Here is a 12,556-nt window from a genome sequence, read left to right on the forward strand (position 1 = left end):
CTCTCACTCCTTGATTTCCTCGTAGAGCCTTGTACATATAACCTCAAAATGTTTTTCTTCAATGGTTCTTACATCCATTAAAATATAATTATTTTCAATTCTTGTAAGTATAGAAGGAAATCCACTTCTTAGGCTTTCAGCAAGCTTATTAATTGATCCTTTCATGGGTTTTAGTGCTGTAACCCATGTTGGTAATTTTGTTGTAGGTAAAGAGCCGCCTCCAGCTTCAGAGTAGTTTTCCATAATTCCAGCTTCAACAAGATTTCCAAGTTTAGAGTTTATACAATTTAATAGAATTTCAGCCTTTTGTTTCAGATCCTCTTGTGAGACTGTGAGCATTCGTAACGTTGGATTTATTTCTAGCACATTGGTTTCATATAAGTATTCTCTTAAAGTGGCTTCAAGTACAGCCAATGTCATTTTATCTACCCTTAAAGCTCTGTTTAGTGGATTTTTTTTGATAATATCCAGATATTTATTTTTCCCAACAATAATACCTGCCTGAGGCCCTCCTAAAAGCTTATCGCCACTAAAAGAAACAACATCCGCGCCCCCTGCTACAGATTCCTGTACCGTTGGTTCATCTGTAATTCCGAATTTTTTTAAGCTAACAAGAAAACCACTACCCAAATCTTCAATTACGGGAATATTATATTTTTTGCCCAGAGAACTCATTTCCTCAACACTAACTTCTTCAGTAAACCCTAAAATACGATAATTGCTAGTATGTACCTTTAGAAGAAGAGCTGTTTCCTCAGTTATTGCCTTTTCATAGTCCGCTGCTTTTGTTTTGTTTGTGGTTCCAACTTCTACTAGTCTTGCTCCACTTGCAGCTAGAATTTCTGGGACTCTAAATGATCCACCTATCTCAACAAGCTGCCCCCTAGATACAATTACCTCTTTTTCTTTAGAAAGGGCTTGTAATATTAAAAATACTGCGGCTGCATTATTATTAACTACCAAAGCTCCTTCTGCACCTGTTATCCGGGTAAGAAGGCTTTCCACATGACTATAGCGGCTTCCTCTTTTACCTGTTTCCAAGTCAATTTCCAGATTACAGTATCCATCCAAGATATTTTTCACGGCAATTTGGGCCTTCTTACTAAGCAAGGCCCTCCCCAAATTTGTATGTAAAATAATTCCTGTTGCGTTGATTACGTTTCTTAGACTGTTGGTAGTCTCTTTTCTCAACAAATCTTCGACTCTTCGTGGTAAATCTTCTTCTAAGAAAGCCTGCTCTGGATTATTTTTGACTTCACGACGAACCATGTTTAGTACTTCCCTAGAACACTCTACTATAAGATTAAAGGAGTATTCATCTTGATAATTATTCTTAATTTCGGTAGCTAATTCATTAATTGAAGGAAGCCTTCTTAAAATATTTTGCTGTTTCATGGATAAACTCCTCATTGCTATAATTTAACAACTTGTTTTGTTATTCTTCCTTATCCTTGCCTTTTTGGCTTCTAATTAATAAATATAGCCCACCAAAAACGAATACAAATGGAAGAAACTTGCCCCAGTCAACATATGGAAACCAAATATTTATAAACAAAAATGCTCCTACTAATATTAAAATCCACCCTAGCGTTTTACTAGAGTTAGAATTATCATTTTTACCTGTAGTTTCTCTTTGAGTCTGATCCCCTATAATTTCTCCTTCACTTGAAGTTACTTCTTCTTTTAATTTAGAATGTCTGATGCTTTCACTGGAAGGCTCATCAGGAATTATTATCCAAGCAATTACATAAAAAACAACTCCAGCTCCACCAAAAAGTGCAGTAGCAACAACAATTAAGCGAATTATGGTACTATCTATATCCAAGTGTTTAGCAACTCCACCACAGACACCCCCAAGGATATTATCTGTACTAGACCTATATAATTTCTGTCTTTGCATATTCATCTCCTCTTTTCATCGAGAGTGATAGGCTATTTACTTAACTTCTAGTTGGTATTATAATCCAAGCTATTAAATATAACAAAACACCTGAGCCACCAACTAGAACTAGTGCAACCAGCAACAGCCTTGTTATAGTTGAATCAATTTGGAAATACTCTGCAAGACCTCCACAAACTCCTCCAATCATCTTATCAGTTTCAGACCTATATATTTTCTTTGCCAATTTTAAATCCTCCCTACTATTCAAAATCACAAGACACCTATGGAAGATATCTACAAGCTACTTTGATCCTTTTTTCTTCGTTTTTTCACATGCCATATACCTACAGCGGCCACTCCTAATGGAATTAGAATTGGTATTGAACCTATTACAAATACAAACATATTCCCAACCAAAGATATTATACCATTAACATTTTTTGTAAGCGCATTGATGCCCTTTTGCCATACCCCAGCAATTCCAGTAGCATCTATTCGGGTTTCCGAAACCTTTGCTTGCTGAATATGAACTCTGATAGTAGAGTAGCTAACCATATTTGTTAGGTACTTTAACTCTCCTTCAAGAACCTCTATTTCACTTCTTAAAGTTCTAAGCTCCTTACGTATATTTAATACATCTTCTACACTTTCGGCTTTTTGTAGAATTGATAAAATGCTTTCTTCTTCAGCTTTGAGTACCTTTAATCTTGCCTCCAAATCAATAAAGCGAGTTGTAACATCGTCTCTATATACTCTCCTGTTTTTAACAGTACCTATTTCCTCTAAATATACTACAAACTCCTCAAATTCAGATGCAGGCATTCGCAAGACCATTTCAGCCCATAGATAAGATGAGCCATTCTGATTAATATTACTCTCTTCCAAGAAACCTCCAGAAGAACCAATCTGCTTTTCAATTTCTCTAACTACATCTCCTAAAAACTCTACCTCAATCGTCAATTCAGCATTCTTGATTATCTTTCTTTGATCCAAATCGCCAACAGGATTCTGTCCATCTTCTTCAGCGCTTGATTGATCATAATCTCTAGATTCCATTGGTGCAGCAGAATCGTTCATTGCATATTCTCCACTAGCAGCATCTTTACTACTGCCACCACAAGCCACTAACGTAAGACTTAGCAATAAAATTAAAAATATTATTAAACACTTTTTCATTGTTTACATCCCCCTATATTTCAATTTGCCCGTTTCAGATTCATCATCATTCCCAAACAAGCACCCCTTTTTAATATAGACGAAATATAAAGGACTCATGTTCCAAGAATATTTTTAGATATATGTTATATAGTCATCACCCTTGGTCAACTTCTCAAAACTTTTCTCTTTTACTAAATACGTGTTTTCTATGCCTACAACACCCAAATCAGGGAAGGTAAATTTAGGTTCTAGAGCTATCACCATTCCGGTTTTTAATTGTATATCAAAGCCCTTGGCAATTACAGGCCACTCATTTACCTCTAAGCCTATCCCATGCCCAATAAATGGCACTCCTGTGTGATACCCCATATAATTGTCTTGCAAACCTGATTTATTAGCCATATTAACACTTTCATCATATATTTCCCGACCATTTGTACCTTCTTTTAGTTTTTCTTCAATCATGGATTGGATATCGATTGATACATTTACTGCTTTTTCCATAATAGCTGGCAGCGTTCCTAATGCAAATATACGCGTCTGATCTACTAAATATCCCGTATAATTGCCTACATAGTCCACGTATATAGGTTCCCCTTTTTTGATAACAGACCCACTTACTCCCTGCGGAAATGTTGGATGAGTCCCCGCCCCTCCAGCAGCCATAACCTCATATGGTCCTTTTGCAGCCCCTGGAGCACCCACTAATGTATGCCCCATGTAGAATTCTACATTAAATCCTCTAAACCTTGTATATCCTAAGTGCCCAATTTTTCTAGCATAGCCTTCAATGGCACTAGCGAGTTCCCTATCAGTCAGTCCTTCATTAATAACAGAACTAATATGTTTAAATACCTCTCCATGTCTTATGCCTGATTCTCTAATTTGAGAAACCTCAAAGTCCGATTTAATCATACGAATATCTCTCACTATAGGTGAAACATCAACTATGGCTGACTGTTCAAATATCTTTTGATAAAATAAGTAATTGTTTGTTGGTAATACATCCAACTCCATTGCTGTCTTATTACCTAATTTTAAATTATATGTATGAAGCATTTGTAGTATTTCTTTAGGGCTTCTGAGTGGAACTATGTTGGCAATTGGTGATTCCTTTTTTGCTATTTCAATATTTTTTTTCACCATAAGTAAGGGGGCACCCTCCGCAGGCACATATAAGTGACACTGCTGGCCACTTCCTGAAAAATAATATACATTTGTTCTATCAATAAGAATTACAGAATTAATTTCTAACTCTCTAATTTTCTGTTGTAACTTTCCAATCCTATTCTTTATTTCTAAAGCCATATCAGTCCTCATCTTTAGCCTCCTCAAGTCTGTTACCGAGTTTCTTATAATTTCTTCAATATAATAGCATAATTTATAGCATTTATCCAATATTATGAAAGCAAAACTGGATTAGTAGTACTTTGCCACTAATAGTTAGCTGAGCTAATCAGGAAGTTAGCATCCGTTTGTAGAATTACGATTGTTGATGTGTGGTAACAAATAAAGAGTACTCCTCTAAGAATACTCTTTCTGCTTGTATTGCAAAATATTATTTTTTAAGTTTATGGATTAATATAGTTAATATGCTCTGGTCTTGATAGAGGCTTGGATATTTCCATGCCTTCAGGAAGATAATCTACTCTTTCTCCATCTATGAGTATTTGAACTTCATTTACCTCATCAATAGCTGTTAATGTAAATAGTATGGACTTAACAAGAAATACCTCAGCGCTTGTTCCTCCTCCGTAACCCATAACTTCTTCACTAAGGTTAATTATTGCTAATTTGCGATCAGCTTCATAGCTAACACTATTTACTTTTGTTCCAGACCATATTGTTTTTACTAAATCAGTATTTAAAGGTGGCCCACTAACCAATTCTTTCATTGCTATTTCAACCATTTGGTTAACAGAACTATTTTCATCTACTCCAAAACCCATAGGAATTAAATATAAAGCATTAGGGTCTGAAAAATACACATCTATAATCTTTTGATCTTCACTTGGAGGGTTTAAGCTATTTATAAAAGCAGGCCGCATAAAAGGCTTATCTAATGAGAACCCATCTATAGCCTCATGGATTCTTCCTTCTATCAAGAATTGAACTGTTTGTACTTCGTAAAATTCTGTTAAAGTAAGTACTAGAGAATTGATTGCTCTTTCAACATCCTCATAATTTCCAAGATTTACAAAGTCATCTGTTAAATCTATATATGCAACATTTTCTCTAATATAGATATCTCTTAATTTTGTATCCTCTGGAATTGTATTAGATAGTAGCCAATCTCCTGGTCCTGCTAGCACTTTTTCTACTGACACTTTAGCTGCTTCTTTGGTAGGTTTAATAGGAAGGGTTGTTGGAACAAGGTATCGCCCGTTTTCACTAGCAAAATAAACGAGAACAGAATCCATTTCACTATTTAGTAGAAGAGGTCGATTATCAACAGCATTATTTACTATTTCCTTTTCTTCATTATCTTTGGAGTTGCTTTGTCCACAACCGATCAATAATGTGGCTACTAATGCCAGGATTATTATAACCTTAAACCTTTTATACATAATTCCTCTCCCTTTTAAACGTAAATGCTTATCTTAAGATAATTCTAGGTTAATAAATTATTTCCTGCAAATTTATTAAGTGGATTATCTGTTATAATATTACATTTAAAAATACCTGGGCAGTCTAATTAACTTCTAACTCTCCAACTGATTTTAACCTGCTTTATAATTATGGCTATTACAATGAGCACTCCTACATACCCAAACACGGGATAGAAGTGTCCTATTAGTCTACCAAATCCTAAAAAAGAGATTGGTATAGCAAGAACAACAACTAGTAAAGATAGTATATTTTTATTGATTTTAAATAGCGGCTCAATCCTAGTTATTAATCCAAAAGCATTTGCAACAGCGGTTGTTAGCATAGCAATAAGCATTGCTAAAGTATACATCCAACTTAACCTGAAACTTAAGCTTTCCGCTAAATACAGCATGGGAATTTCAACCATCAGCACTTGTGGTCTATATAGCTGTATGGCATAAACCATTATAATGCCTATTATACCTAACAATGCTCCCCCTAATAAAATGCCTACTATTCCGTTCTTTAACTTAAGATAATCTATAGATGTAAGAATGACTAAGCTTGTTACCATATTATATGAAACATATAACGCTAGTGCTAAAAGCCAATTTTTTCCTATTAGTGGGTTGCTTCCTGCTATAAATACTTCCTGATGCTTCATGCCTATGCTTAGCCCACTAACTAAGATGGTTACTATAATTAAGAGCGGAATTAAAAAAGTATTAATACCAAGAACACCCTTTTCTCCTTTTAGTATAGCAATCAATACAATGGCACTTGATAGAATAAGACCAACGTAATAGTTTAGGAATAGCTTTTCTTGAAGAACAGCTGCACATCCAGCCAACATTATACCTAGCCCCATAAAAATAGAAATTGTAATCCATAAATCAACAATAAAACCAATCTTCTTTCCCAGAATTTTGCTCAGAAGTTTCTGGTATCCTTTAATTCTATTTTTTATCACTATTGTGCTTATCATATAGCCCATAACAGCAAATAATACGCCAGATAAGAGGACACCAATAAGACCTTTATAATCAAAAATAGCGAAAAACTGCATAAGCTCTTGTCCTGAAGCAAATCCCGCTCCAACAATGGCCCCAACATAAGTAACTGCAAGTTGAAATACAAGTTTTTTCCTGTCCAATTTATCCCCCCACTTTAGAAGAAAGCATACTCTTGGTAATTGTTGTATAAAATTACTCTAAAATACATATACTTTAATTATTATTGTAGTAAGCTAGGGGGTACTTTAATGACTACTTTATTAAAAAATTTACTAAATAGAGAAATTAATAACCTTCCTGATAAAATAGTGCATAATATAAATGATGAAAATCTTATATATAAAACAGCTAATCAATTGGTATCTTACTTAAGAGCCCTTGATCCTACATTAGTTCGACCCATTGTAGTAGTCAACATTGGAACAGACCGATCTACTGGAGATAGCCTCGGCCCACTAGTAGGATCTTTCCTACAGGAAAAACAACGTTTTATGCCAGAATTTCATGTCTATGGAACACTAGATCAACCTGTCCACGCAACAAACATAGAGCAATGCATGGAAAATATTATGGAGTTGCATAGCAACCCAGTTATTATAGCAGTTGATGCCTGCTTAGGACAGGCAAAAAATGTTGGAAATTTAAATCTTGGAGTGGGCTCTGTTAAGCCTGGGGCTGGGGTGAAAAAAGAATTGCCCTCTGTTGGGCATATCTACATGACCGGTACAGTTAATGTAGGAGGTTATTTAGAATATTTAGTATTACAGAATACCAGATTAAACCTAGTAATGAAACTTGCAATGTCAATTTCTGATACAATTTATAAAGCATATCGCCAAATTCAAATAAATAGAAAAAACTTAGCTTCCGCCAGGCACTAATTGCCGACGGAAGCTATATTTGTTACGAGATTTATTAACAGGATTCTTGACTTCAGATAGAGTTAACTTAATGAGCATCTGCTTCTAGCATTGTGTTTTTAACAATGGGTAGAAATACTAGTGCAAGATTAGCGGTGATAGTCATGATAAAGTTTTGGTATCATTGAGTATGAGTTCAAAAGAACATTGTAAAAATGTAGCCGCCCGACGGCACAACACCATCTTTGTAATGAAAATTTCAAAATAATCCATTACGGAAGATATGTTTTGATCTATTAAAATGTTTAAAGTTATCACTTTATTCTTTTCATCTATTGTCAACCAGGTTTCTTCTACAGCATAGTTTACCCTATCTCTAGGTTTAAATGTAGATATATCAGACTTCCTAACTCTATCCCTATGAACATCAGACTTATCAGCAATTAATACCGCTGCTGAGACTGGGTTCACAGAAAATCCTCCACTATTTTCTTCATGATTGCCAATTGCACCCACAATTGTTGATATTTCTAATTGACTAAGTTTAAAACTTTTTAAAAAGGGCAAGACAAGAAGAGCTCCTGACCTTCCATGTTCATACCTATTAATGATATTTCCAATATCATGTAGATAGCCAGCAATTTGACCAAGACGGCACGTATTTTTATCATAATCCAAACCCTTTAAAATCAAGTTGGTTCTTTCGGAAACAATCTCGGCATGCCTGTAACTATGTTCTAGTGCGCCCATTTCACCTAAAAATTCATGGCATTTGTCTAAATATGTTTTTATATTTGTGTTTAATACTTCACTATGAAAATTCAACCGTCCAATCTCCTTAATATAGCTATTTCTTACTGGCAATTTGCTCCTTATTAACTAGAGATAGCTCGATTGTTTTGAGAAACAAGATAATTTCTCAACGTATCTCCCCTTAATCCTACTCGTAGTGCTTCTAAGGACATGACTTCTGCTGCTTGAATATTTCCTAGATTAACATTAGTACCTAACCTCATTATCAGTTCCTGTTGCTGGTTTTTATGAGGTGCCTCCCAAAGGATTTTATTAACATCTGAAACAGCTCCTAATATTTCATCTAGCTCTTCTTCCTTTATCTTACCCCTTTCATCGTATATTACAACACCCTTTCCAGATTCTCTTCCTTCTACAATAACTTTATATGCACCCCATTCAATATCCAGATTGATTTGCTCCAAAATATCCGTGTTAGATAACTCATCACGAGCATCTTTCTTACCAACTTCACTTAACACAATAAATCCCATCTCTAGGGCCTTTTCGATTGCTCTTTTTCTCACTTTTCGGCTCATATTTATTGTACCATCAGATACTTCTATGCAACTATATCCAAGGGCTCTAGCTTTTTCTAAATAGAGATCAAGCTTTCCTTGTAAGACAGCAACTTCTAGGAATGTACCTCCTGGATAAATATGGATTCCCATTGACCTTACAAGATTAATTTTTTTGTGTAAAACATCTCCTGTATATAAAGCAGAGGTACCAAAACCTAGTTTAACAAAATCTATATATTTTCCTGCAGTTTCAAGCGTATCAGCTAAATCTGATAAGCCCATACCCTTATCAATTATCATTGTAAATCCATTGTCCCTGGGTTTTTGCTGTCTTTCAGGCAATGGAAATTCAACCAGTCCATCCCATCCATCTTTATTTATATTCAAACGTCTCATCTCCTTTTACTGGCTTTTTCTCGCATATAAGTAAATCTAATTCTGCATTTAATGTATGCAGATTATAAGGAAATGTGCAAAAAAAAACATCTCAGTTATACAGAAATGTTTCCTCGTTATTTATTTTATACTCTATCTTTTGTTTTTTTCTGAGCTAGCAGCCTTTGTCATTTGACACGAGCCTTGGAATAGAGCTCCGTCATCTATTATTAGTGAACTAGTAGAAATATCTCCTTCAATTCTTCCAGTAGATGCTATCTCTAGTTTTTCTGAAACGCTGACGTTTCCTTTAATAATACCCGCAACTAAAAGATTTCTTGCCTTTAAACCTGCTGACACAAAACCACCTTCACCAACCACTACATCTCCTTGACATTCAACTTCACCTTCTATTTTTCCATCTACTCTTAAAGTGCCTTGTCCTTTTAAATTTCCTTGAAAATTAGAGTCTTTACCAATAATGGTATCAACTTTTTCCATATTAACTGTATCTTTTTTCTTAAACATGTTATCACCCTTTATTTTAAAACATTTTGAGGATTAATTCTCTTGCCATTATAATCTATCATATAATGAACATGGGCTCCAGTTGACCTTCCGCTAGTTCCAACCCTTGCAATTGACTCCCCTTTTTTGACACTATCTCCTACCTTAACGAGATTAACTGAATTATGAGCATAATGACTTATATATCCATACCCATGTGAAACAGTAACCATTCGTCCATATCCCGGTGACCATCCAGAGAAAGTTACTCTTCCGTCACCAGCCGACTTTATATATGTACCGTATGAAGCTGCGATGTCTAGTCCGTCATGCAACTCTCTTCTGCCGGTTCCAAATGGGGAATTTCTGTATCCAAATTTTGAAGTAATTTTCCCATTTACAGGCATTTTGTCAGGGACTGCAGCAAGAAACTTTAATTGATCACTCACTTCAACTTGCAATTGGCCTAAATCAACTTCTTTTATTTCTACTATTTGATCTAACATGCTTAAATCTTTATCTAGCAATTCTAATAATTCTATATTGCTCTCTGAAAACCGACTCATTTGAGTTCTTGATACTCCGCCCCTTGGTAGCATAGACAGGCTTATTTCAGACCCAGACTGCAATGTGACAGGTGAACGATAATCTTGAACATATATTTCTTCATCCTCCTCACTTTCTAGCCCTACTAATTCACGGACTTGCCTGTCTAATGCTTCTATGTCTGCAATCTTAGATTCCATACTTCGGGTTTTCTCAACTAATTCAGTAATCTTTTTTGCTTGAACTTGATTTACAGTTTCAACATGTTTTAATCGATATAAATCTTCTTTTGTCGTTTTCAGATCGAAAGCAAAATATCCAATTGTGCAGGCAACTATAGTAAAACATAATACCATACTACTGATTAACCAGATTGGTATTTTAATTTGATTTATTTTTTTCTGAGTATGAGGTATCAACATTATAGTGAAATACTTTCTCTTCTTAAGTTTACTTTTAAGTTTACTTTTAGAAGTGAACACTTAGTCTCTTCACCACCTAACTCTCCATAGCTTGTTTTATGGCCAATTCTTCCTCTTCACTAAGTCTATAACTAGAACTGCCATTTTCAAGTGGTTTCGCATATAGCCTATTATCGTTTCTTCCATAAATAGAAGTAATTACAAAGCCACTATTCTTACTGTTCATTAGGGCTATCGCAAAACTCAGGTCACTACCAACCTCTGAAAATGCACTAAAGCGAACTAAACCTATTTTACTGAAATTTTTGAGATTTTGAATCTGGATGTCACTTAACTGCTTGTCTATCTTATGTACAGTGTTCTTATGACTGTTAAAGTCATTATAATATTCATCAATTATTGTTTCGATTTTTTTACCATCTGGGTTTTGTATATAGGCTTCATATTTTTTGCGTAGTCGTGAATTCCTAAAGGTAAGAATTACAAGCCATATAGTCAATAAGGCGACAAACATCACTAAACCGATAGTAATATATAAATGTAGATACTGATCAATCTGCTGTATATAGCTTAGATTCATGGACATGCCCCCTAAAAGCTCCCAAAGTATAGTATTCAACTTTATTTTCAAATTTCCTTTTTGATTTTTACAAAATTATCTAAAAAACTAAACGTTCTGCAATCATCATTATGCCTACTATTATAAAAATTGCTGGTAATAGGTTTCCGACTTTAATTTTAGTGATTTCTAAAATATTAAGGCCAATCCCTAAAATTATCAGTCCTCCGGTAGCTTTCAATTCATTTATGACTGGTATAGTTAATAAACTTTCTAGCGATGATGCAGTTATAGTTATAAGTCCCTGATAAAGGAGGACAGATACCGCTGAAAAGATCACTCCAAAGCCCATTGTGGTGGTCAACATTATTGACGTTACACCATCTATTAGTGATTTAGCATACAAAGTATCATGATTTCCAGTAAGGCCACTTTCAATAGCTCCCATTATTGACATTGCACCAACACAAAATAACAAAGTAGATGTAACAAATGCTTGAGCAATGTTACTTCCTCCACTTACATTCCCTACTTTTTGTTGGATTAACGCTCCAATCTTATGTAGGGCTCCTTCAATATCAAGATATTCTCCTAACCATGCTCCAAATACCATGCTTACTAATACAAACACCAACTGCTCACTTGTTATTGCCATTTTCAGTCCAATCAATATAATTCCTAATCCTAGTGCCTGCATAATCATTTTTCTAATATTTTCACTAAACCTACCACCAAACCAAACGCCTATTACCGTACCTATTATTATAGCAACTGCATTAACAACTGTACCTAGCACTATAAGACCCCCCAATAAGAAACCATACTAAAGTAGTTTACCATAGAATTGCCATAAACTCTATTTTCAGAATTTATCTAAAATATTTTATATGGATTAAGACCCCCACTTCTCTTAAGGAAAGGGGACAGACCTGTGAGTATTAGAACCAGGAATGTCCCCAATATACCTAAATCAGGTAGAGTAGAGCCTCCATCTGATTCCCCGCATATTGTTTCACGTGAAACATTTTTAGTAGCTTTTTAATACCTGGCGTATATATGCTTAAATAGCGAACGAGCTAAAGCTAAGGACCCACTATGCCGGAACTCTTGCTTTATAATTAAGATACTTCTATAAACAGGATAGCAAACCGTTATCCCCAGGGACTTAGCACCACTTACCTCCTACGCCAGTAGTTCTAGCATTGTGATTTTTGCAATGCGTAGAAATACCAGTGCAGAGCCGCCAGTAGTTCTAGCATTGTGATTTTTGCAATGCCTAGAAATACCAGTGCAGAGCCGCCAGTAGTTCTAGCATTGTGATTTTTGCAATGC

At 35.1% G+C, this 12,556-nt stretch carries 14 protein-coding genes; 1 reads left to right on the plus strand and 13 read right to left on the minus strand.

The genetic code is table 11. The features are described from left to right. Window positions 1-3: 3 nt before the first annotated feature. The 7 genes from APF76_18295 to APF76_18325 all read right to left on the minus strand — a co-directional run bounded on the left by APF76_18295 (window position 4) and on the right by APF76_18325 (window position 6,782). The gene (locus tag APF76_18295; GenBank protein ID KUO48830.1) at window positions 4-1,395 is read right to left on the minus strand and encodes an L-seryl-tRNA(Sec) selenium transferase; all 1,392 of its coding nucleotides are present in this window, start codon (window positions 1,393-1,395) and stop codon (window positions 4-6) included. A gap of 40 nt (window positions 1,396-1,435) precedes the next feature. Continuing rightward, entirely contained in the window at window positions 1,436-1,900 is a 465-nt protein-coding gene (locus APF76_18300; protein ID KUO48831.1) for a hypothetical protein, read from the minus strand. A 40-nt stretch (window positions 1,901-1,940) separates the two neighbouring features. Beyond that, complete coding sequence (locus tag APF76_18305; protein KUO48832.1) at window positions 1,941-2,126, minus strand: hypothetical protein; 186 nt, start codon at window positions 2,124-2,126, stop codon at window positions 1,941-1,943. A 50-nt stretch (window positions 2,127-2,176) separates the two neighbouring features. Continuing rightward, complete coding sequence (locus tag APF76_18310) at window positions 2,177-3,058, minus strand: hypothetical protein (GenBank protein ID KUO48833.1); 882 nt, start codon at window positions 3,056-3,058, stop codon at window positions 2,177-2,179. A 114-nt stretch (window positions 3,059-3,172) separates the two neighbouring features. After that, on the minus strand, window positions 3,173-4,360 hold the full coding sequence (locus APF76_18315) for a hypothetical protein (protein KUO48834.1): 1,188 nt from the start codon (window positions 4,358-4,360) through the stop codon (window positions 3,173-3,175). 251 nt (window positions 4,361-4,611) lie between these two features. Beyond that, window positions 4,612-5,607 carry a hypothetical protein gene (locus tag APF76_18320; protein ID KUO48835.1) on the minus strand — a complete coding sequence of 332 codons (996 nt, stop codon included), beginning with the start codon at window positions 5,605-5,607 and terminating at the stop codon, window positions 4,612-4,614. Window positions 5,608-5,735: 128 nt separating this feature from the next. Further along, the gene (locus APF76_18325) at window positions 5,736-6,782 is read right to left on the minus strand and encodes a hypothetical protein (GenBank protein KUO48836.1); all 1,047 of its coding nucleotides are present in this window, start codon (window positions 6,780-6,782) and stop codon (window positions 5,736-5,738) included. 108 nt (window positions 6,783-6,890) lie between these two features. On the opposite strand from APF76_18325, the gene APF76_18330 reads away from it, so the two are divergent. After that, the gene (locus tag APF76_18330; protein ID KUO48837.1) at window positions 6,891-7,523 is read left to right on the plus strand and encodes a hypothetical protein; all 633 of its coding nucleotides are present in this window, start codon (window positions 6,891-6,893) and stop codon (window positions 7,521-7,523) included. Window positions 7,524-7,664: 141 nt separating this feature from the next. Here the strand turns inward: APF76_18330 and APF76_18335 are convergent, their stop codons facing one another. The 6 genes from APF76_18335 to APF76_18360 all read right to left on the minus strand — a co-directional run bounded on the left by APF76_18335 (window position 7,665) and on the right by APF76_18360 (window position 12,020). Next, window positions 7,665-8,345 carry a phosphohydrolase gene (locus APF76_18335; GenBank protein KUO48849.1) on the minus strand — a complete coding sequence of 227 codons (681 nt, stop codon included), beginning with the start codon at window positions 8,343-8,345 and terminating at the stop codon, window positions 7,665-7,667. 32 nt (window positions 8,346-8,377) lie between these two features. Next, window positions 8,378-9,211, minus strand: a complete 834-nt coding sequence (locus tag APF76_18340; GenBank protein KUO48838.1) for a phosphosulfolactate synthase — start codon at window positions 9,209-9,211, stop codon at window positions 8,378-8,380. A 132-nt stretch (window positions 9,212-9,343) separates the two neighbouring features. Beyond that, window positions 9,344-9,718, minus strand: coding sequence for a hypothetical protein (locus tag APF76_18345; GenBank protein ID KUO48839.1), 375 nt, complete (start codon window positions 9,716-9,718; stop codon window positions 9,344-9,346). A gap of 11 nt (window positions 9,719-9,729) precedes the next feature. Beyond that, window positions 9,730-10,725, minus strand: a complete 996-nt coding sequence (locus APF76_18350; GenBank protein ID KUO48840.1) for a hypothetical protein — start codon at window positions 10,723-10,725, stop codon at window positions 9,730-9,732. 16 nt (window positions 10,726-10,741) lie between these two features. Continuing rightward, complete coding sequence (locus APF76_18355; GenBank protein ID KUO48841.1) at window positions 10,742-11,245, minus strand: hypothetical protein; 504 nt, start codon at window positions 11,243-11,245, stop codon at window positions 10,742-10,744. A 79-nt stretch (window positions 11,246-11,324) separates the two neighbouring features. Further along, on the minus strand, window positions 11,325-12,020 hold the full coding sequence (locus APF76_18360; protein ID KUO48842.1) for a hypothetical protein: 696 nt from the start codon (window positions 12,018-12,020) through the stop codon (window positions 11,325-11,327). Between the last annotated feature and the right edge of the window lie 536 nt (window positions 12,021-12,556).

This window comes from Desulfitibacter sp. BRH_c19, assembly GCA_001515945.1.
Taxonomy (GTDB): domain Bacteria; phylum Bacillota; class DSM-16504; order Desulfitibacterales; family Desulfitibacteraceae; genus Desulfitibacter.